The sequence below is a fragment of the Verminephrobacter aporrectodeae subsp. tuberculatae At4 genome, from assembly GCF_000193225.1.
GTDB lineage: Bacteria > Pseudomonadota > Gammaproteobacteria > Burkholderiales > Burkholderiaceae_C > Acidovorax > Acidovorax aporrectodeae.
This window is the reverse complement of sequence record NZ_AFAL01000961.1, coordinates 1-20,703: the sequence shown is the minus strand read 5'-3', so window position 1 is coordinate 20,703 and position 20,703 is coordinate 1. Positions and strand designations below refer to the sequence as shown.

The 20,703-nt window shown below is 66.4% G+C and carries 16 protein-coding genes; 2 read left to right on the top strand and 14 right to left on the bottom strand.

Going from position 1 to position 20,703, the window contains the following annotated elements; translation table 11 throughout:
• From trbL to VTU_RS0123145, 14 genes are all read right to left on the bottom strand, one after another.
• Window positions 1-1,454, bottom strand: a 1,454-nt coding sequence (gene trbL, locus VTU_RS30075; RefSeq protein ID WP_010109826.1) for a P-type conjugative transfer protein TrbL, incomplete at its 3' end; no start/stop codon positions are given.
• Between the two features lie 36 nt (window positions 1,455-1,490).
• Complete coding sequence (gene trbJ, locus VTU_RS0123205) at window positions 1,491-2,252, bottom strand: P-type conjugative transfer protein TrbJ (protein WP_010109825.1); 762 nt, start codon at window positions 2,250-2,252, stop codon at window positions 1,491-1,493.
• Between the two features lie 20 nt (window positions 2,253-2,272).
• Window positions 2,273-3,679, bottom strand: coding sequence for a TrbI/VirB10 family protein (locus VTU_RS0123200; protein ID WP_010109824.1), 1,407 nt, complete (start codon window positions 3,677-3,679; stop codon window positions 2,273-2,275).
• A gap of 4 nt (window positions 3,680-3,683) precedes the next feature.
• Complete coding sequence (locus VTU_RS0123195) at window positions 3,684-4,142, bottom strand: conjugal transfer lipoprotein TrbH (protein WP_029554686.1); 459 nt, start codon at window positions 4,140-4,142, stop codon at window positions 3,684-3,686.
• Between the two features lie 2 nt (window positions 4,143-4,144).
• On the bottom strand, window positions 4,145-5,041 hold the full coding sequence (trbG, locus tag VTU_RS0123190; protein WP_010109822.1) for a P-type conjugative transfer protein TrbG: 897 nt from the start codon (window positions 5,039-5,041) through the stop codon (window positions 4,145-4,147).
• A 17-nt stretch (window positions 5,042-5,058) separates the two neighbouring features.
• Window positions 5,059-5,781 (bottom strand): conjugal transfer protein TrbF, encoded by a 723-nt coding sequence (locus VTU_RS0123185; protein ID WP_010109821.1) that lies wholly within the window; start codon window positions 5,779-5,781, stop codon window positions 5,059-5,061.
• Window positions 5,751-8,345, bottom strand: a complete 2,595-nt coding sequence (locus VTU_RS0123180; protein WP_236610850.1) for a VirB4 family type IV secretion/conjugal transfer ATPase — start codon at window positions 8,343-8,345, stop codon at window positions 5,751-5,753. Before VTU_RS0123180 ends, VTU_RS0123185 begins: the two co-directional genes overlap by 31 nt.
• Window positions 8,342-8,653, bottom strand: coding sequence for a conjugal transfer protein TrbD (locus VTU_RS0123175; protein ID WP_010109817.1), 312 nt, complete (start codon window positions 8,651-8,653; stop codon window positions 8,342-8,344). Before VTU_RS0123175 ends, VTU_RS0123180 begins: the two co-directional genes overlap by 4 nt.
• Before the next feature lie 2 nt (window positions 8,654-8,655).
• A complete protein-coding gene (gene trbC / locus VTU_RS0123170) occupies window positions 8,656-9,042 on the bottom strand; it encodes a conjugal transfer system pilin TrbC (protein ID WP_010109816.1) in 387 nt (128 codons plus the stop codon).
• 13 nt (window positions 9,043-9,055) lie between these two features.
• Window positions 9,056-10,021 (bottom strand): P-type conjugative transfer ATPase TrbB, encoded by a 966-nt coding sequence (trbB, locus tag VTU_RS0123165; RefSeq protein ID WP_010109814.1) that lies wholly within the window; start codon window positions 10,019-10,021, stop codon window positions 9,056-9,058.
• Between the two features lie 239 nt (window positions 10,022-10,260).
• Window positions 10,261-11,088, bottom strand: coding sequence for an HDOD domain-containing protein (locus tag VTU_RS0123160; RefSeq protein WP_010109812.1), 828 nt, complete (start codon window positions 11,086-11,088; stop codon window positions 10,261-10,263).
• A gap of 71 nt (window positions 11,089-11,159) precedes the next feature.
• Window positions 11,160-13,517 (bottom strand): Tex family protein, encoded by a 2,358-nt coding sequence (locus tag VTU_RS0123155; RefSeq protein ID WP_010109810.1) that lies wholly within the window; start codon window positions 13,515-13,517, stop codon window positions 11,160-11,162.
• Between the two features lie 93 nt (window positions 13,518-13,610).
• Window positions 13,611-15,242: an ABC-F family ATP-binding cassette domain-containing protein gene (locus VTU_RS0123150; protein ID WP_010109808.1), complete on the bottom strand. Its 1,632-nt coding sequence runs from the start codon at window positions 15,240-15,242 to the stop codon at window positions 13,611-13,613.
• A 224-nt stretch (window positions 15,243-15,466) separates the two neighbouring features.
• Complete coding sequence (locus VTU_RS0123145) at window positions 15,467-15,949, bottom strand: helix-turn-helix domain-containing protein (protein ID WP_236610849.1); 483 nt, start codon at window positions 15,947-15,949, stop codon at window positions 15,467-15,469.
• A gap of 1,135 nt (window positions 15,950-17,084) precedes the next feature.
• Between VTU_RS0123145 and VTU_RS0123140 the strand changes: the two genes are divergently transcribed.
• Window positions 17,085-17,378, top strand: coding sequence for an H-NS histone family protein (locus VTU_RS0123140; protein WP_010109804.1), 294 nt, complete (start codon window positions 17,085-17,087; stop codon window positions 17,376-17,378).
• A 376-nt stretch (window positions 17,379-17,754) separates the two neighbouring features.
• Entirely contained in the window at window positions 17,755-20,553 is a 2,799-nt protein-coding gene (acnA, locus tag VTU_RS0123135; RefSeq protein ID WP_010109801.1) for an aconitate hydratase AcnA, read from the top strand.
• Window positions 20,554-20,703 lie beyond the last annotated feature (150 nt).

Below are 20,703 nucleotides of genomic sequence, written 5' to 3'. Positions count from 1 at the left end.
GGTCCGGGTCCGGGTCCGGGTCCGGGTCCAGGTCCGGGCCCAGGTCCGGGTCCGGGTCCGGGCCCAGGCCCAGGTCCGGGTCCGGGTCCGGGTCCGGGTCCGGGTCCGGGTCCGGGTCCGGGTCCGGGTCCAGGTCCAGGTCCGGGTCCAGGTCCAGGTCCGGCTCCGGTAGCGGTCCCGGTCTTTGCGCCGCCTGCCCCGGTGCCGTGCCCGGCAGCCGCTTCGGGCTGAGCCGAAGCCTGCTTGCGGGCGGCTTCGGTGTCTGCCTGCGCCGGGTTCGTGGCGCCAGTGGTCGCGCGTCCCTGTCCTGCCCCACCGCCAAAGCCCGCAGCCTGCGCGAATGGCGTTGCGCCGACGCCGGCGCCATCTCCCGACGCGGCGCCGCCGCCCGCGCCGGAGAATGCCTCCATGGCGTGCGTTGTGGCGGACAGGTTGGCATTCGCCTTCGAGACCGCCGCCATGAGCTCGTACGCGCCGCCGGCGGCCGACGCCGCCCCGGTGGCCAGGGCTTGGCTGGCGATGGAGACCGCGACTGCTGTCGTTCCCATGGCACCCGGCCCGGCGCCGGCGCCGATCTGGTAGGCGCCGATGCTGCCCACGCTCGCGCCGGTGATGATTCCGGAGATGCGAGGCGGAATCTTGTTCACCAAGGCCAGGAAGATGATCGCGACGACCAGCATCACGCCCATTTCATTCAGGTTGATTCCGACGTCCATGCGCCGGTAGTAGTCGTCGAGGAAGGTCTTGCCGATGCCCACCAGGAGCACCGTGGCAAAGAGCTGCGCGGCCAGGCCCAGAACGACCTTGTAGTAGTTCACCGCCATGTCCGAGGTCCAGCGCGAACCGCCAAAGCCCAGGAAGAACGCGCCGCCGTAGGCGAGCACCCAGCCCGAGGTGAGCAGCAGGAGCATGTGCACGCTGACCAGGGCCAGGATGATCAGGATCGCCAAGGCCATGGCAATGCCGCACAGGCTCTCCGTCGGACCCCATATCAGGGACTTGTCCAGCACCCTGTCGAAAATTTCAAAGCCTATGTCGACGACTCCCGAGGGCACGAGCGCATTGCCCGAGCCCGTCCCCCTCAGGTCCGTCGCTTTGCCGGCGATCTGCCGCAGCGACGCATAGATGGACAGGGCGAATTTCGGCCCGTTGGTCAGCGCCCACCAGAAGAAGCCGGTAAAGACCGTGAAGCGCAGGAATTCCGCGAAGAACTCGCCAATGTCGGCCTTGCGCAGGGCCAGCATGCCGAAGGTCCAGACCATCGAGATCACGACCAGCGTCCAGAAAAGCCAGGACGCAGCCTCGATGACGGCGCTGGCCCAGCCGCTGGCAGCGGCCGAGTAGAGCACCAAAATGCCATCGAACATGTCGACGTTGTCGATGGCCGCATGCGCATCGGGCGCGAAAAACGCCAGCCAGACGCACAGCAGCAGGGCCAGGGCTCTGGTGGTCATTCCCATCGTCGGCTACCTCTCCATCCGCCGCTCCCCTTACCAGGCGCGCTTCGAGCTGGCCCGGTATCGGTTCTCGCGCAGGTGCAGCGCTGCGGCGGTTTCCTGCGCCAACTTGTCGGCTTCGGCCTGCATCTTGGTCGCGAGTGCGTTGTTCTGCGCGATCATCAGCGCGCGCATCTGCAGGAGCTGATTCGACTGCTGGCTGGCGAGCTGGCTGGCGTAGCCGAGGGCCTGCATCTGGCCGGTCGCGCCCTGCGCGGCGGACTGCAGACGCTGCAGCGTGGCGGCGTCGTTCTGCAGGTTGTCCAACTGCCGGTCGAGGCCCTTGAACAGGGCATCGGTGGCGTTCTTCTGCGTTTCGCTGGCGAGCTGTTGCAGGTTCCTGATGGCCGCCCACTCGGCTGCGGTGCAGCCGCTGGCCGCAAAGCAGGGCAGGTTCTTGTAGTAGTTCACGTCCTGGAACCTGCCGAGATAGTTGTCCAGGCTGCCGAGCTGGTTCTTGTAGTGCTCCAGCGTGTTGCCGGACTTTATGAGCTCGCCGATCGTGGTCCGCGCCTGATCCCAGATGTGCTCGGCCGGGGCGAGCGTGTTCTGAATCTGGTTCTTATATTGCTCCAGCTGGATGCGGTACTGCTCAGCCTGCTTGATCCTCTGGGTCACCGATTCGATGGCCGCGGTGGTGTTTTGTATCAGATTCATACTGTCGACGACGACCATGCCGGCCTGCACCGGCGGGCAAAACCCCGCGCCCAGGGCGAGGACGACGGCGAGCGCGAGGGCGAGAAACTTCTGCTGCATGGGGTCTTCCTCCTTGGGACTCAGTAGTCGAACGCCCGGTAGGGCCGGGCAAACGCCAGGTCCTTCGTGACCACGACGTTGAAGCGGTAGCCGGGCCGGATTTCCAGCGTCGGCGCGATTCCCAGGTTCTTCGCAATGAGTTGCGCCGTGACCTTGCCGAGCTGCTGGCCCAGGGCCTCGCTCAGCACGCTGCTGGCGTTTGGCGCACCGTAGACACTGCCCGCCTGGTTCTGGCGCTGGCTGTAGGTGATTCCGGCGGTCACGCCGGACATCAGGAAGGCCGACGCGAAGAGCCGCACATAGTGGTTGTTCACCTGGTCGTTGAAGCCCGTATAGCCGGCGCTGTCGGCACCCGGCATGGCGCCGATGTCCAGCGCCTTGCCGTCGGGAAACACGATGCGCTGCCACGCGACCAGCACGCGCGCCTGGCCGTAAGCCACGTCGCTCGAATACGCGCCGACCAGGCGCGCGCCCTGCGGAATGAGCAGGTGCTTGCCGGTCGGCGTGTCGTACACGTCCTGCGCGACCTGCGCGAGGATTTGCCCCGGCAGATCGGAGTTGATTCCCGAAATCAGCGTCGCCGGCACGACGAAGCCGGCGCGCAGTTCGAACGCCGTGCGCGGCGCTTGCGGCCGGGAGTCGAGCTTCCAGCGGTCGTCCTGGCTCCCGTGGTCGAACTGCTCCATGCGGTTCCTGCCGCTGCTTGCGGTTTGCAGGGGCTGCGCTGCTGCGTCCGCGCCAAGCTCGGCTGCCGGCGTCTGGGCACCCAGGCCCGTGGCGGCGCGAATCTGCGCCAGGCGCGCCTGGTACGCGGTATTCGGGTCGCCGCTGCGCTGGGCGGCGATTTGCTGCTGCAGCGCGGCCATGCGCTGGACCATTTCATCGCGCGTGCGCGGGGCGCTGGCGTCGTCCGGCGCGGGGCCTTGGCTGCTGGCAGTGGTCACGCGCACCGTGGTCCGGGCTCTGACCGCTTCGTCAAACCGCTGCATCTTGGCCTTTTGGATGCGCTGCGCCTCTTCGTCGGGCACCGGCTGGCCGGGGTTGTTCGCGGGGTGCTGCGCTTCCGGCGGCTGCGGTGGCGCGTCCAGGTTCTGCGGGCGGACGATCTCCAGCGGGGCCTGGTCGGTGGGCATTTTGGGCGGGTCGGGCGGGCTTGCTCCCGTGATCAGGCCGCCGGTTTTGTCGCCGGCAATTTCATGGGCAAACGCCGCGGTGCTGCCAGCGCCGCCGCTGCCATTCTCCTTCGGGCCGGGCGTCGGCGTGTGCTGCTGTTCGGCGCGATCTTCCGCGACCAGCGCCATGACCAGCATGAAGGCCAGCACGACGCCGCCGAAGATGAACATGGGCATGTTGTTCACGCGGCGCACACCCGACTTCCTGGACGGCGCGCCCGGCGCGGCATTGGGCAGCAACGGATCGGCGGTCATGGCGTCATTCCTGGCGCGTCCAGTACCCGGCCGGGACGAGCCCGCCGTTTTTCTCCAGGTACGGGCGGGTGATGGATTGCGTGCCGACCACCAGGGTCAGGCGGTACAGGTTCGAGTCACGGGCCTGGTCGAGCAGGTAGCGCAGCGGCAGGCCGCCGGGCGTGGTCGGCGCGGGCGGCGGCGTGGTCGCAGCCGACGGTGCAAACTCCACGAGGGCATAGCCCTTGTCGCGCAGCAGCCTGACCAGGGTCTGGCCGAAGGGGTCGGGCGTGGGCTGTTGCAGTTCCAGGCGCATCTGCGCCGGCGCGTACAGCGCAGCGAGCTGCTGCACCGCGTCTGCGGCGAGCTTTTGCTGATCGAGCGCGTCCGATTGCACGAAGTTGCCGTAGCCCCCATTCACCGGGGCTGCGGCGCAACCGCCCAGGGCCAGGGCGAGCAGCGCGGGAAAGAGGGTCTTGCGCATGCTCACTTCCTGCGGCTGATGGTCACGCGGTCCTGGCCGCTGCCCACGCCGGCAATCAGGATCGCGCGGTCGAACACCATGTCCACGATGTAGCGATTGCCCTGCACGCGGTAGTTCACCAGCACCGTTTCGTCGTCGCTGAACAGGCCGCCGTCCTGGCGCACGACGAGCAGCGTCGGCGCCTCGGTCTGCCGCATCGTGCCGGGCATTTCGATGATGGTCTTGCGGCCGTCGTTGTAGACGCGCACCGGCTTCCAGGTCGCCGAGCCGTGCAGATCGTAGTCAAACGACAGATCGCCCAGGTACTCGCCGGTGGCCGGCAGCGTGTTCTCGTGGCGCTTTTGCGTCTCGCGGTGCTGGATCGCTTGCCACCGCGCCTGCGCTTCCTCGGGGTAGACGAAGCCGACCTGCGGCATGTACTTGCTGCGGTGCGAACGCAGGCGCAGGTGGTAGCTGCGGCGGTTCGTGGTCACGACCAGGCTGGTTTCCAGGCCCACGTCCATCGGCTTGATGACCAGGTGTTGCACCTCGGTGGCGCCACTGCCGGAGAGCGCCGGCTCGACCGTCCAGCGCGCCGTGTCGCCCAGGTTGATCGAGTTGACCTGTTCGCCGGCCTGCAAGGCCACGTCGCATACCTGGAGCACCGCGCACACGATGCTCGGCTGCTGCATGCCGTACAGAAAGCGGATGCGCCCGCCCGCGCCGGCGACCGGCGTGACGCCGCCGCTCGCCGACCCCGCCGCTTCCCACTGTCTGGCGATGGCCAGCGCCGCGCGCTCCTGCGGCGTCAGCGCCGGGTTTGCCGGGTTGAAATATTTGTCGGCAATGTCGTCATCGTCCACCGCCAGCGAGGGCAGCGTCACGCCCAGGAGCAGCACGGCGCAAAGGGTCTTCTTCATGCGGTATGGCCTCGGAATCATTGGACACGCGACCAGGAGTAGTCGCTCACGTAGATGCCCAACGGGTTGTTGCGCAGTTGGACGTCCGTGGTGCTCGCCGTGACCTCGGCGATGTACGTGGTCACGAGCGCGCGCCAGGCGACGGGCGGGCCCGTGAGCATTCCCTGGCGGCTGCGCGTGGTCTCCAGCCATTCGATCTCCCAGGTGTTCGGCGTCTGCGGGATCACGGTCTTGATTTCGATGCTCGCCATTTCCTTTTCGGCGCGCTTGAACGGGCTCGCGTCTGCGCTGCCGTTGAGCCACTCGTTCATCTTCGGCGTCGCCGGATCGTTCGGGGCGAGCATCGAGTACACCTTGAACACGCATTTGCGCTGCAGGGCCATGTCCGGCGTGACCATGCGCGCGCAACCCATCCAGTCGGCGACTGCGGCGTGGACGACGCGCGGGTCGGCCCTGTCGGTGGCCTGCACCGGGCCGGCGGCCATGGTCTGGCCGAGCTTGTCCACCTGCACCACGTAGGGAATGAACTTGGACTGGCGGCCGATGTGGATCACGCCGCCGACGCTGGCCAGAGCGACCAGCAGCGCCAGGATGCCGATCATCTGCCAGGTCTGGCGCTGCGCGACGACCGCGCCCACATGGTCGTTCCAGGTGCGGCACGCTGCCAGGTAGGGGTTCTCGGCCTCGCTGCGCGCGGGCTTCTTGAAGATCAAGCCTTTGAGGATATCGGCAGTGCCCATGCGGCCTCCAGGTAGTCGTTGAGGTTCAGTCCCCGGCTTGCGAGCCAGGTGTGTATCCAGTCGTGGCCAAACCGGGCTTCGAGGTTCTTCATGGCGCCGACCGATTCCTTGTCGGTCGCGCCGACGAAGGACAGCGCCAGCGGCCCCAGGGCCAGGTCGTAGAGCCGGCGGCCGCTCTCCGAGACGTAGTAGTACTGGCGCTTGGGGATGGCGCCCGCGAGGATTTCGATCTGGCGCGCGTTCAGGCCCATGCGGCGATAGAGCGCCGCCGTGTCCTCGTCGCGCGCGTAGACGTTGGGCAGGAAGATCTTCGTCGCGGTCGATTCCAGGATCACGTCCAGGATTCCCGAGTTGGCCGCGTCGGACAGGCTTTGCGTCGCCATGAGAACCAGGCAGTTGGCCTTGCGCAGCACCTTGAGCCATTCCCTGATCTTGGCGCGAAAAACCGGGTGGCCGAGCATCAGCCAGGCTTCGTCCAGGATGATGGCCGCGGGTTGCCCCTGGAGTGCGCGCTCGATGCGGCGGAACAGGTAGAGCAGCACCGGGAGCGCGAACTTCTCGCCCAGGTTCATCAGCTCTTCGATCTCGAACACCGTGAAGTCGGACAGCGCCAGCCCATCCTCTTCGGCGTCGAGCAGGTGGCCCATGGAGCCGTCCACCGTGTACTGTTTGATCGCCTCGCGGATCGCCTCGTCCTGTATCGTCACCGAGAACTCGGAGAGCGTGCGCGCGCCGCTGGCGTGCATGCTCATGATCGCGGTGCCGATCTCGTTGCGCTGCGCCGGCGTGGTGGTCACGCCGTTCAACGCCAGGATGGTGTCGATCCACTCCATCGCCCAGGCCCGGTCGCCCTTGGTTTCGAGGAACTGCATTGGGCAGAAGGCCAGGTGCTCGTCGTCGGCTGCGACCGTGAAATGCAGGCCGCTCTTGCCCTTGGACACGGCGCGGATTCCGGCGGCGAGGGGGTACATCGACAGGCCCTTGTCGAAGGCGTAGATCGACATTCCCGCGTAGCGGCGCAGCTGCGCGGCGAGGATTCCCAGGTGCGTGGACTTGCCCGCGCCGGTCGGGCCGAACATGAAGCTGTGGCCCAGGTCGCGCACGTGCAGGTTCAGGCGGAACGGCGTCGCGCCCACCGTCACGCAGTGCATGAGTGCCGGCGACAGCGGCGGGTACATCGGGCAGGGCGCGCTCGCGCTGCCCGTCCAGATCGCGCTCGTCGGCAGCAGGTCGGCCAGGTTCAGCGTGTTCATGAGCGGCCGACGCACGTTCTCGACGCCGTGGCCCGGCAGGCTGCCCAGGTAGGCGTCGAGCGTGTTGATCGTCTCGATGCGCGCCGCAAAGGCCAGGCGGTTGATCGCCTTCTCGACGTGCAACGCGCTGCTCGCCAGGCGCACCCGGTCCTCGTCCATGAGCACCACGACGCTGGTGTAGTAGCCCGCGGCCACCAGGCCGCTGTTGACCTCGGCGATCGCCGCCTCGGCGTCGCCGACCATCGCCGCAGCGTCCTGGTTGATCGATCCGGTATGCGTGTTGAACACCTGGTCGAAGAAGCCGCGCACCTTCTGGCGCCACTTCTTGCGGAACTTGTCCAGGTGCTGCACGGACGCGTGCTGGTCCATGAAGATGAAGCGGCTCGACCAGCGGTACGCGCAAGGCAGTTCGGCCAGCGCCGAGAGAATCCCCGGGCTGGACTCCAGGGGGAAGCCCTCGATGGCGACGATCTGAATGAAGTGGCGCCCGATCTTCGGCACCACGCCACTCCACATTTCCTGCCCGCCGATCAAGGCGTCCAGGTACATCGGGTTGCCGGGCAGCTGCACCGGGTGGTGCTGCCCGGTGACGCAGAACTGCAACCAGCCCAGGAAGTCATCGTGCGTGACTTCCCGGCCCTCTTCCATGAGCAGCTTCTGGCCGCGCAGGCGCGCCAGCTTCAGCGCCGAGGACAGGCGCGACTCCAGGGTCGCGGCCTCGCGCCGGAACTGCTCGATGAGGCCCAGCGTGCGGGCCGTGTGGTCGGGTGTCTGCGCGTCGTCGTCGAACATCAGTTCGACGAACTTGCGCTGCGCCAGCACCGGCGGGAACCAGGTCACGGTCAGGACGAAGTAGCCCTCGAACATCGCGCCCAGGCCCTCGAACAGGCGCCGGCGCTCCTCGTCGATGGCGCGCGAGAGCACGTCGGGGAACGCCGAAACGCCGCGCTGCGCGTAGTTCGGTGCCGGCCGACGCACCGCGTCGACATGCAGCATCCAGCCGTTGCCCAGCCCCGCGAGGGCCTGGTTGATGCGAAACGACACCATCTCCCGCTGTTCATCGGTGCTGCTGGCGTTGTCGTCGCCCTTGTACAGCCAGGCGGCCATGAAGGATCCGTTCTTGCCCACGATGACACCGTCGCCTACCACGGCGGCGTAATTGAGCAGGTCCGCCAGGCCCTCGTCCTGCGCGCGATGCATCTTGCGCTTGCGCTGAAGCACGGCTTCCACGGCGCGGATGCGGGAAAACAGCAGGAGCCACAGGACCATCCCGGGAACGGCAATGGCCAAGGCGATGGCTTCGATCATCATCGGTATTGCCTCCCCTGGCCCGGCGTGTTGTTCCGAAAGGGCGTGCTGCGCGCCGGGTAGTACGGCCTGTAGCGGCGGTGCCGCAGGTACACGGGGCGCAGCTTGGGGTCGGCCTTGGCCATGAGGCGCAGCGCGAAGAGCGCGCCGAACCACAGGACGATGCCGAACACCGTGGCCCGCGTGTCCTGCGCGCTGAAAACCAGCGCGCCGGCGAGCAGGCCCGAGAACATCACCAACTCGCGATCCCCGCCCATGAACAGGTTGTCCCGGTTGCCGGCCCTGCGGATGGGGATCGCGCGCAACGCCATGATCAGCTGCTCTCGTTCGACGCGGCGCTCAGCGCAGCGATTTCCGCGCCCCGGCCGAAGAAGGTGCCCATCATGTTCTGCGCGCCGACCAGCAGGGCCATGACCAGGACGATGAAGATCAGGCTGCGAAAGAAGCCATTGAGTTCGCCGCCGAAGATCAGCACGCCGCCGGCGACCACGATGCCGATGATCGACAGCGTGAACGCCACCGGCCCGGTGGCCGAGTTGCGCAGATTCGTCAACCAACTTTCATACGGCAGCGCACCGCCGGTGCCTTCGGCGGCAAAGGCGGGATGCGGGGCCAGCACGAGGAACGCGAGCAGGGCCAGCAGGGCCAAGCCGGACAGGGTGCTGCGCTTCAGGGGGAACACGGGAACGATGGCTTGCATGGTTTTTCACTCCTCAAAGGGACTGGGTGACGTACTGGCCGTCGCGAAACCCGGAAACCTCAATGATTTCCTGGACGCGGCGGCCCTGCGCGGTGCGGACGATGTGCACGACCACGTGCACCGCCGCGCTGATGAGCGGTTCGATGGGTTTCGGGGAGTCGGGGTGCATGCTGATGAGCATGGCGAGCCGATCCAGCCCGGCCTTGGCGTTGTTTGCGTGCAGGGTTGCAGAACCACCTTCGTGGCCGGTGTTCCAGGCCATCAACAAATCGAGTGCCTCGGGGCCGCGCACCTCGCCAACCAGGATGCGGTCGGGCCGCATGCGCAGCGTGGTTTTCAGCAGTTCCGTCATGCTCACGTCGATGCTCGTGTGGTACTGGACGTAGTTCTCGGCAGCGCACTGGATTTCGCCCGTGTCCTCGATGATGAAAACGCGCTCGCTCGGGTCATGGATCACCATCTGATTGATGATCGCGTTCACCAGCGTGGTCTTTCCCGAGCCGGTTCCGCCGACCACGAGAATGTTCCGATGCGCCGCGACGGCGGCGGCCAGGGCGTCGTGCTGCGCACGCGTCATGACCCCGTGCTCGACGTACTCATCCAGGGTGAAGATGGCGACGGCCTTCTTGCGGATCGCAAAGGTCGGCGCAGGAACCACCGGGGGAAGCTGGCCGGCGAAGCGGGAACCGTCGATCGGCAGTTCGCCTTCGAGGATCGGCTTGTGCCGCGTGACCTCCTTGCCGTGGTAGCCGGCAACGGTTTCGATGATCGCCTGCGCCTGCGCCGCACGCAGCGAGCCGATGCTCACCATCGGCTCGCCAAGGCGTTCCTGCCACAGCCGGCCGTCTGCGTTGAGCATCACCTCGACAGTCCTGGGATCGTGCAAGGCCGCAAGCAGAACCGGCCCCATGTCGCGTTCAAGCTTCTTTTTCGCCCGCTCCTTGATGCTGTTGATGTTGAACTCTTGTTGTTCCGTCATCGTGTCATTCACAGTGCACTGGGATGCCAGCATCGCACAGGGATCCACGAGAACAATGCGTTGTTTCGCCATGCGATGCAAAAGGTGAGATTTGTATGCTTGTTGCATGCATTGGCTGCGCGGCGGCGCCAGAGGAACCTGCATGGATGCGCTCATGCGAAGGGCTCTGCGCCGCCAGATGGCGCAGCGATGCGGCGGGCGCAGTCGCTTGGACCGCGCCCTTGGCGGCGCATCTTCAATCAGATGACGTAGTCAACGGGGTCTGGCACAGCGGTCCAGTCGATGGGGTCCTGCTGCAACACCATGTCGATGTCCAACCCCAGGGCCAAGCCGACCTCTGCGGGGAACAGCACGGCGAGTTCCTTTTCGCCCAACTCGGCTTCGTGCGCGCGCGCGCGCCAGGAGGCCAGATGGATCACGCCCGCCAGGGGTTCGCAGACGTTGTCGTCAAAGGGCGCGCTTTGGTGCTGCAAGGCGTCGATCACGATCTCGGGCAGTTGCCAACGGCGCACCAATTCCGCTGCCACATGGCCGTAGCTATAGCCACAGATGCGCTCCTCGACCCGCCCGCGGCGCAGGTCGAAGGGCGCCACCAGCGCGTTCACCGCCTGGGCCCTTTCCGGGTCCGCCAAGTGCAGCACCAATTCGCCCAGCGCGTGCAGCAAGCCTGCGGTATAGGCGGCAATCTGGTTCTGGCGCGCGATTCCCGCGAGCGAGCGGGCGAGCTTGGCGGTGTTCAGGCTGTAGCGCCAGAACTGCTGCATGTTCACTCCCGGAACCGAGCGCGAGGTGGTGCCCAGTGGCGCCGAAGCGACCAGTGCGCGCAGCTGCGCCATGCCGAGCAAGGCCAGCGCCTCGGGAATGCCGGCGATTTGCTGCGGCAGCTCGAAGGTGGGGGAGTTGGCCCGTTCCAGCAACCGGGCGGTCAGCGCCGGGTCGGTGCCAAAGGCTTGGTTCAGGCGCCGCAAGTTGGGCTCGTCGCGGGCCAGTTCGTTCATCAACAGGGCCACGGCGCGCGGCAGGCTGGGCAAGGCCACGGCCTGAGTCAACAATGCGTTCAACTCCATGGGGTAGCGCCAGAAGTTCGGGTGTTCTGGCGATTATGGAGCGGTGGACCGCGATCTGCGGACCGGCTCGCTTATCGGTTCTTGCTCTGTTGCAACTTGGCAAATGCCGAAGCCATTGCCGACTGCTGCACGGGCTCGGGTGCGCGGCGCGCGGATGGCTGGTGGCCGCGCGCAGCCCCTTCGAAGCGGTTCTCGCGCGCGCCCCCCTGGCGCGGCGGCGCGGCGTCGAGCTTCATCGACAGGCCGATGCGCTTGCGCGCCACGTCCACTTCCATGACCTTCACCTGGACGATGTCGCCGGTCTTGACCACCTCGCGCGCGTCGTGCACGAACCGGTGCGCCAACTGGCTCACGTGCACCAGGCCGTCCTGGTGCACGCCCAGGTCAACAAAGGCGCCGAACTGGGCCACGTTGCTCACGGTGCCTTCCAGAACCATGCCTTCCCTGAGGTCGCCGATGTCTTGCACGCCGTCGTTCAGGCGCGCCACCTTGAAGCCGGGGCGCGGGTCGCGGCCGGGTTTTTCCAGCTCGGCCAGGATGTCTTTCACGGTGAGCACGCCGAACTTTTCGTTTGCGAACAATTCGGGTTGGAGCGTCTGGAGCATGTCGGCGCGGCCCATGATCTCGGCCACGGGCCGGCCCGTCTTGGCCATGATCTGCTCGACCACCGGATAGGTCTCGGGGTGCACGGCGGTCATGTCCAGCGGGTTCTCGCCCCCGCGGATGCGCAGAAAGCCCGCGCTCTGCTCAAAGGTTTTTGCGCCCAGGCCGGCCACGTCCATGAGCTGCCTGCGGTTCTTGAACGCGCCATGGGCCTCGCGCCAGCGCACCAGTTCCCGGGCCACACTGGCCGACAGGCCCGAGACGCGGCTGAGCAGCGGCACGCTGGCCGTGTTCAGGTCCACCCCCACGGAGTTCACGCAGTCTTCCACCACCATGCCCAGCGTGCGCGCCAGTTCGCTCTGGTTCACGTCGTGCTGGTACTGGCCCACGCCGATGCTCTTGGGGTCGATCTTCACCAGTTCGGCCAGCGGGTCCTGCAAGCGGCGCGCAATGCTCGCGGCGCCGCGCAGGCTCACGTCCACGCCGGGCATTTCCTCGGACGCGTATTCGCTCGCGGAGTACACCGATGCGCCGGCCTCGCTCACCACCACCTTCTCGATCGCGCGGCCCGCCCGGGCAGCGATCTGGATCAGCTCGGCCGCGAGCTTGTCCGTCTCGCGGCTGGCCGTGCCGTTGCCGATGGCCACCAAGTTCACGCCATGCTTTTCCGCCAGCTTGGCCAACTGGTGCAGCGCGCCTTCCCAATCGCGGCGCGGCTCGTGCGGGTACACGGTGGCGGTCTCCAGCAGCTTGCCCGTGGCATCGACCACGGCCACCTTCACCCCCGTGCGGATTCCGGGGTCCAGCCCCAACACCACGCGGGGGCCGGCCGGCGCGGCGAGCAGCAGGTCGCGCAGGTTGTCGGCAAACACCTTGATGGCCACCTTCTCGGCCTCCTCGCGCAGGCGCGCGAACAGGTCGCGCTCGGTCGAGAGGCTGAGCTTTACGCGCCAGGTCCAGGACACGCATTTGCGGATCAGATCGTCCGCCGGGCGCCCCGCATGGCTCCAGCCCAGGTGCTGGGCAATCCGGCCCTCGGCGATCCCGGGCTTGCCGGGTTCGGGCTCCACCGGCAGCGCCAGTTTGGCGTCCAGAATCTCCAGAGCGCGGCCACGGAACACGGCCAGGGCACGGTGCGAGGGCACGCGGCCCAGGGGCTCGGCGTATTCAAAGTAGTCGCGAAACCGCGATACATCGGGGTCGTTCTCGTTCTTGCCGTCGATCTTTGTGCTGCGCAGCGAGCCCTCGGCCCAGAGCCACTCGCGCAGGCTCTGCACGAGCACGGCGTCTTCCGCCCAGCGCTCCGACAAAATGTCGCGCACGCCGTCGAGCACGGCGGGGACGGTGGAGAAATCCACGCCCGGCTTGCCATCGTCCAGCACCTCGGGGGGCCGGGTGAAGGCCACGGCCTCCTGGGCCGGGTCCAGGCCGGGGTCGGCAAACAGCTTGTCGGCCAAGGGTTCGATGCCGAATTCGCGCGCCATCTGGCCCTTGGTGCGGCGCTTTTGCTTGAAGGGCAGGTAGATGTCTTCCAGTTCCTGCTTGGTCGGCGCGGCGGCGATCGCGGCGCGCAGCGCGTCGCTGAGTTTGCCCTGCGCGTCGATGCTCCGAAGGACGGTGGCGCGGCGCTCCTGCAACTCGCGCAGGTACGACAGACGCGCTTGCAACTCGCGCAGCTGAACGTCGTCCAGCCCGCCGGTCGCTTCCTTGCGGTAGCGCGCGATGAACGGCACCGTGGCGCCCCCGTCGAGCAGATCCACCGCCGCGCACACCTGTTGTTCGCGCACCCTGATTTCTGCGGCCAACTGCCGAACGATCTGCTGCATATGGGGACGGACTCTCTGGATGCTTGGACAAAAAAACGAAGCCCGCAAGTCTGCCACAGCCGCGACCCGCCGCGGCATGGTGCGCGCGGCGGCTCAGGCGCTTTTGCCCGCCTTGCGCGGTGGAGAAGCGGGTGCTGCGAGCTCCCGGCTGCGCCCGGACTGCAACAGCCAGTCCTGCACGCCGCCTTCGTATTCCCGCCACAGGCCGTTGCCCTCGAACGCAATGCTGCTGGTGACCACGTTGTCGAGGAAGGCGCGGTCGTGGCTGACCAGGAACACGGTGCCCTCGTAGTTTGCGAGCAGATCTTCGAGCAGGTCCAGGGTGTCGATGTCCAGGTCGTTCGTCGGCTCGTCGAGCACCAGGACATTCGCGGGGCGGGCGAACAGCCGGGCCAGCAGCAAGCGGTTGCGCTCCCCGCCGGACAAGGACCGGACCGGCGCCTGCGCACGCGCCGGGGAAAAGAGGAAGTCGCTCAGATAGCTCTTGACGTGCTTGCGCTGGCTGCCGATTTCGATCCATTCGCTGCCGGGGCTGATGAAGTCCTCCAGCGTTGCGTCCAGATCCACGGCCTGGCGCATCTGGTCGAAGTACGCGACCTGCAAATTCGCGCCCTGCCGAATCTGGCCCCGGTCGGGTTGCAATTCGCCAAGAATCATCATGAGCAAGGTGGTCTTGCCGGCGCCATTGGGGCCGATCAACCCGACCTTGTCTCCGCGCAAAATGGTCCCGGTGAAGTTGCGCACGATGTTCCGGTCCCCAAAGGATTTGCTCACACCGGCGAGTTCGGCGACGATTTTTCCCTGGTATCCGCTGGCGTCACCGGTGGCCACCCCCATGCGCACGCTGCCCACCACCTCACGGCGCGCCAGCCGGCGCACGCGCAATTGCTCAAGGCGGTGAATGCGGCTCTGGCTGCGGGTACGACGGGCTTCGACGCCTTTGCGGATCCAGACCTCCTCCTGCGCAAGGAGCTTGTCCGCCTTGGCCGAAATGACGGCTTCCTGGGCCAACTGTTCTTCTTTTTGCAACTGATACTGCGCGAAATTTCCGGGGTAGGAGCGCAGCTGGCCACGGTCCAATTCAACGATCCGGGTGGCGACGCGGTCCAGGAACGCGCGGTCATGGGTAATCGTGACCACGCTGCCCGGAAAATCGAGCAAGAGGTCTTCGAGCCACTCGATCGAATCGAGATCCAGATGGTTGGTCGGCTCGTCGAGCAACAGAACGTCGGGGCGAACTACCAGCGCCTGCGCCAGGGCCAGGCGCTTCTTGGTCCCGCCAGACAAGGTGCCGACCACCCCATTCGGGTCGAGGTGCAGGCGCTGCAGAATTTCTTCGACACGCTGCTCCCAGTTCCAGGCATCGTAGGTTTCGATTTCCGACTGCATGGCATCCAGGTCGAGCCCCTCGGCGCCCGACAGATACTGATCACGCAGCGCGATGACCCGTTGCAGACCTTGCGCAGCGGACTGGAAGACGGTGGCGGCCGGGTCGAGCGCCGGCTCCTGTGCAACGCAGGCAATGCGTAGCCCTTGCTGTATCAGCAGCGATCCATCGTCGGGTTTCTCCATGCCGCCCAGAATTCTGAGAAGCGATGATTTGCCTGCGCCATTGCGGCCAATCAGGCCGACGCGCTCAGCGCTCTCCAGGGAAAAGCCGGCGTGGTCCAGCAGTGCAACGTGCCCATACGCGAGTTGGGCGTCCAGTAGAGTGATCAGTGCCATACGACTGGATTATCGGTGGCAAGCGGCCGGATCCCCGCAGCAATTCCCGGCGTGTGCGGCCACAGCCTGCCCACCTGGAAGCGCAAGGCGCGCAAACATTGCCCCCGGCGGCGTTGCTTGCCCCGGGCGAAACGCCCGAAAACCTTCGCTCTCCTCGCACAACGAAAACCCCGCAGCCCCGGCCCGGTCTGCAAATGTTCACCGGCATTACCGAAGCGACCCGATCAGGGCTGGCCGAGTGTCTCCAACACCGTGCGCTTTCCCATCCTGAGCACTTGCACGATGCGCTCCAGTTGCGCGGCCCTGGGCTGCACGTGGCCTGACTCCCACTTGTACACGGACAGCACCGAGGCGCCCAGCAGCTTGGCCATGTCCTTTTGTGTAATGCCAAGCGCAGCGCGTTTCTCCGCGAATGCTTGCGCTTTGAAGCGGACCTGGCGTGGTTTCCCGGGGGGCGCTGCCTCCTCTGCCTGGCTCGGTGCGACGGCCCGCTGAGCAGCCTTGGATTGGGACACCAAGGCTTTGATTTCGCGCTTGAGCGCAGCAATTTCCAACCGGTGCCCGGAAAGCATCTTGCGCATCGCCTGAAGCTCTGGTTTGAGCTCTCTGCGCGCGATACGGACGATTTCAGACTGGAATGCATTTGAGAAGGTATTCATGCGCACATGGTAAGCGAAACCCATGGCAGTAGCGACACCCGGGATCACAGGTGGTATCGATGGATTGCTGCGCGCACCCGACGACAGACTTTCGCGGGACTGCGCAACCCGGGGTGACCTGCCCAGTCCGCCCGCGCTTCGATGCCGGGTAGCACATGCCCGGTTCGACCTCCGGTTCGATTCTCTTTTACCCACTGCCCTCTCAAAACCTGCACCGGCTTGCGCGCCGCAGCACACACGCAACGACCTGTGCGACAGGGGCTGGCGCGTGCCGCGGATCGAGCGCCTGTCCACCCCGGTTGCGCAGGAAAAACACTCGGCCGAATTTGACCCGGGACCATTGCCGGTGAAGCGCCATTCGGAAGCCGCCACCAACGCCCGCTCACCAAGCCCGGGACACGGCGGGACGTTCATGGCTTGCCCGCAAAAGCCTGCCCGGGCGCGAGGCCGCTGTAACAACGGCACCCCGGCAGGTCTTTCGCCAAGCGAAACAGAAAAATCCCCCATCGGTGGTAGCTGTGTCGTGTGCAGGGGCTGAATATTCGAAGCCGACGTGCTGCACAAGGCCAGCGGATCGACGAGGTATTGACCCGATCCGGAGATCCCCATTCAACGCAGGGCTGATTGCCAGAGTCAGGTGCTTGGGGCTTGGCTGCGGCGCCGCCGCGTGCGCTGCCCGCATGCAAACGCAAGGCTTGCACACGCGCGCGTTACAGGGGCGAAGCAGTGGCCATAACCGAGCCTCAGCGCGCAGATACTGGCCCTTCGGCCATGGTCCGCGCATGCGTTTGGCACCGCGGCGTCGCAACGCCATGAACTTCGCAATGCGTGAAACCCGGGAAGCCGACGATCTCCGGTTTACCCCCTTCCCGGCGGTGTCGCTTGTCCCGGGAAAAACCCCCGCGTTCGATCCACCGCGTCTTGTCAGAGTGCCGTTTCAGTCCGCATCGGTTCAGCCGCTCTCCACCGCCCGCGCACCGCGTTCTGCGTCCTCGCGCCACGGGAACCCGGCAAGCCGATCGTCGGCGCGTCGGACCCCATTTGGGCAACGACACCATCGACGAATGCGCGGCGCAACGCGCAGTCCGTCGTCTTTTGAGAAATTTTTGTTCTTGCGCGCACACGCGTCCGATTATTCTCATATAATCGCGACTCCATCCACTCCCAACCTGATGCAGACACCATGACCAGCTACAAAGAACTCTTGAAGCAGCGCGAAACCCTCGAGCAGCAAATCAGCGAAGCCCGCCGCCGCGAACTGTCGGACGCCGTGAGCCAGGTCCGGACACTGGTGACCGAGTATGACCTGAGCTCCCGGGACATATTCCCCGCAAGCAGGACCGGCCGCCGCTCCACTGCGGGCTCCAAAGTCTCCCCCAAATACCGGGACCCCGCGACGGGCCGGACCTGGACGGGCCGCGGCAAGGCACCCAAGTGGATTCAATCCGACGCAGATCGCCAGAAGTTCGCCATTTAAGCCGCGCACCCTGGGCCGCGCACCCGGCCAATAAAAAGCCCTGCTCCGTGGGCTTATTATTGGCCGGACACCCATTCAGTTCCCCATCCACGCGGACCCAGCGGTCCGCGTGGAACCGGTTTTCCCGCGCAGTCGGCGGCTCCTCAGGGGGTATTTCGGTGGCTGCGTTTGGCGCATCCTTTCCATGGCCGGCCCGGAGCGGAGCCGGGTGACCACCGAAAGAGCGTTGGGCCGTTCCTGTTTTTGCCGAAAAGAAAGACTCCAGGATCCGCCCCGTAGGTAGTAACACCATGCTCACCGGATCGAATTGCCGTGGTGCTGGCGCGGATGCGCGGTAACCTGCGAAAATAGCCTGCGTCTTTCACAGGAGTTCGCCATGGCATCATCGTCCGCCCCCCACGCGTTTGCCCACACGCTCAGGAACTTCAAGACCGCGTCCGGCAAAAAGGGCCGCTTCTACTCCCTGCCCGCGTTGGCGCAGCAGTTTCCACGCATCGGCCGGTTGCCGGTGTCGATCCGCATCCTGCTCGAATCGGTGCTGCGCAACTGCGATGGCCGCAAACTCACGGCCGCGCACGTCCGGCAACTGGCCGAGTGGGCGCCGAACGCCGAGCGCAAGGACGAGATTCCCTTCGTGGTCGCGCGCGTGCTGTTGCAAGACTTTACCGGCGTGCCGCTGCTCGCCGATTTGGCCGCAATGCGCAGCGTGGCCGTGAAACTGGGCAAGGACCCGCGCAAGATCGAGCCGCTGGTTCCCGTGGACCTGGTCGTGGACCACTCCATCATGGTGGACTACTACGGCAAGAAGAATTCGCTCGACCTCAACATGAAGCTCGAATTCCAGCGCAACCGCGAGCGCTACGCGTTCATGAAATGGGGCATGCAGGCGTTCAACACCTTTGGCGTGGTGCCCCCGGGCTTTGGCATCGTGCACCAGGTGAATCTGGAATATCTGGCGCGCGGCGTGCACCGGCGCAAGGACGGCGTCCATTACCCCGACACGCTCGTCGGCACCGACAGCCACACGACCATGATCAACGGCCTCGGCGTGGTGGGTTGGGGGGTCGGCGGGATCGAGGCCGAGGCCGCCATGCTCGGCCAGCCCGTGTATCTGCTCACGCCCGACGTGGTGGGCCTGGAGTTGACGGGCCAGCTGCGCGAGGGGGTCACCGCCACCGACCTGGTGCTGCGCGTCACCGAACTGCTGCGCCAGCACAAGGTGGTCGGCAAGTTCGTGGAATTCTTTGGCGCGGGCACGCGCACGCTGGCGCTGCCCGACCGCGCAACGATAGGCAATATGGCGCCCGAATACGGCGCCACCATGGGTTTTTTCCCGGTTGACGAAAAGACCATCGACTACTTCAAGGGAACGGGCCGCAGCCGGTCAGAGATCGATGTCTTCGAAGCCTACTTCAGGGCCCAGGGGTTGTTCGGCGTTCCGCTGGCCGGCGAAATCGATTACTCGCAGGTCATCGGGCTCGATCTGGGCAGCGTCACGCCCAGCCTGGCGGGACCCAAGCGCCCGCAGGACCGCATCGAACTGGGCCAGGTCGGCAGCCAGTTTGCCGAGCTGTTCAGCGCACCTCCCGCGCAAAATGGTTTCAACCAACCGGCGCAGCTGCTGCACCAGCGCTTTCCGGTCCAGCGCCATCAGCACCATGGCGTGCCCGTGGCGGGCCGGCCCGGCGCTGAACTGACGCTGGGCCATGGCGACGTGCTGATCGCCGCCATCACAAGTTGCACCAATACCTCCAACCCCGGCGTGCTGCTGGCCGCCGGCCTGCTCGCCCAAAAAGCGGTGCAGGCGGGGCTCAGGGTGCGGCCGCACATCAAGACCTCGCTCGCGCCGGGTTCGCGCGTCGTCACCGAATACCTCGCGCAAACGGGTCTGCTGCCGCATCTGGAGACGCTCGGCTTTGCGCTCGTGGGCTACGGCTGCACCACCTGCATCGGCAACTCGGGCGACCTCGCGCCCGAGATCGACGAGGCCATCACCCGCAACGACCTGGTGTGCGCTGCGGTGCTCTCGGGAAACCGCAACTTCGAGGCACGCATCCACCCCCGGCTCAAGGCAAACTTTCTGGCCAGCCCGCCGCTGGTGGTGGCCTACGCGATCGCCGGCAGCGTGCTCCGGGACCTGATGACCGAGCCCGTGGGCCAGGGTCGGGGTGGCAAGGACATCTACCTGGGCGACATCTGGCCGAGCAGCGAGGAGATCCACGGGCTCATGAAGTTCGCGCTCAACGGCCGGGCCTTTCGCACGAACTACGCCCGCGTGAGCACCGACCCGGGCAAGCTGTGGGAGCGGATCGAGGGCGTGCGCGGCAGCGTCTACACCTGGCCCGCGAGCACCTACATTGCACAGCCCCCGTTCTTTTCCCGGTTCACCCTGGAGCAGGCAGCCGCGCACCCCGATGGGGCGGCAGCGGCGTCGCCGTGCGTGCGCGGCGCGCGCATCATGGCGCTGTTCGGCGACTCCATCACCACCGACCACATCTCGCCCGCGGGCTCCATCGAGGAAAGCTCGCCCGCCGGCCAGTGGCTGCTGCGCAACGGGGTGCTGAAGGCCGATTTCAACAGCTACGGCGCGCGCCGCGGCAACCATGAGGTGATGCTGCGCGGCAGCTTCGCGAATGTGCGCATCAAGAACCTCATGCTCGCGCCCAGGCCCGATGGCGCGCGCGAAGAAGGCGGAATGACCCTGTTCCAGAACCAGGGGCCGTTGCAGGGCCAGAAGATGTCCATCTTCGACGCCGCCATGCAGTACCAGACCCAGGGAACGCCCACGGTCGTTTTTGCTGGCGAGGAGTACGGCACCGGATCGAGCCGCGACTGGGCGGCCAAAGGGACGCAGCTTTTGGGAATCCGCGCCGTGGTGGCGCGCAGCTTCGAGCGCATCCACCGCTCCAACCTCGTGGGCATGGGCGTGCTGCCGCTGGAGTTTCAGGCAGGCGATTCGTGGGAATCGCTGGGCCTGACGGGCAATGAAGTCATCGACCTGGAGCCCGACCCGGCGCTCACGCCGCAAAGCGACGCACGGCTCGTCATCCGGCGCGCGGACGGCTCCCTGCAGGAAGCGCGCGTGACGCTGCGCATCGACACGCCCATCGAGGTCGACTACTACCGGGCGGGCGGCATCCTGCCGTTCGTGCTGCGCCAGTTGCTCGAAGGCTGAAGCGCATGTCCGGCCGGGCCATTCGCGTGTTTGCCCGCGCGCACCTGCCCGGCCTGCCGCGGCGGGTGCGCGCGGAGTGCGGGCCATGACGCACACCGGCATCCTGTGGGTGGACAGCGACGCGCCGCACGCGGACGCCGCGCGGGGGCT

Coding starts and splice junctions, on each gene's coding strand:
- VTU_RS0123195 (WP_029554686.1), bottom strand. CDS start 4,142: ATGCGCAAGACCCTCTTTCCCGCGCTGCTCGCCCTGGCCCTGGGCGGT.
- VTU_RS0123150 (WP_010109808.1), bottom strand. CDS start 15,242: ATGGCACTGATCACTCTACTGGACGCCCAACTCGCGTATGGGCACGTT.
- VTU_RS0123155 (WP_010109810.1), bottom strand. CDS start 13,517: ATGCAGCAGATCGTTCGGCAGTTGGCCGCAGAAATCAGGGTGCGCGAA.
- VTU_RS0123200 (WP_010109824.1), bottom strand. CDS start 3,679: ATGACCGCCGATCCGTTGCTGCCCAATGCCGCGCCGGGCGCGCCGTCC.
- VTU_RS0123180 (WP_236610850.1), bottom strand. CDS start 8,345: ATGATGATCGAAGCCATCGCCTTGGCCATTGCCGTTCCCGGGATGGTC.
- acnA (WP_010109801.1), top strand. CDS start 17,755: ATGGCATCATCGTCCGCCCCCCACGCGTTTGCCCACACGCTCAGGAAC.
- VTU_RS0123160 (WP_010109812.1), bottom strand. CDS start 11,088: ATGGAGTTGAACGCATTGTTGACTCAGGCCGTGGCCTTGCCCAGCCTG.
- trbC (WP_010109816.1), bottom strand. CDS start 9,042: ATGCAAGCCATCGTTCCCGTGTTCCCCCTGAAGCGCAGCACCCTGTCC.
- VTU_RS0123185 (WP_010109821.1), bottom strand. CDS start 5,781: ATGGGCACTGCCGATATCCTCAAAGGCTTGATCTTCAAGAAGCCCGCG.
- trbJ (WP_010109825.1), bottom strand. CDS start 2,252: ATGCAGCAGAAGTTTCTCGCCCTCGCGCTCGCCGTCGTCCTCGCCCTG.
- VTU_RS0123140 (WP_010109804.1), top strand. CDS start 17,085: ATGACCAGCTACAAAGAACTCTTGAAGCAGCGCGAAACCCTCGAGCAG.
- VTU_RS0123175 (WP_010109817.1), bottom strand. CDS start 8,653: ATGGCGTTGCGCGCGATCCCCATCCGCAGGGCCGGCAACCGGGACAAC.
- trbB (WP_010109814.1), bottom strand. CDS start 10,021: ATGACGGAACAACAAGAGTTCAACATCAACAGCATCAAGGAGCGGGCG.
- trbG (WP_010109822.1), bottom strand. CDS start 5,041: ATGAAGAAGACCCTTTGCGCCGTGCTGCTCCTGGGCGTGACGCTGCCC.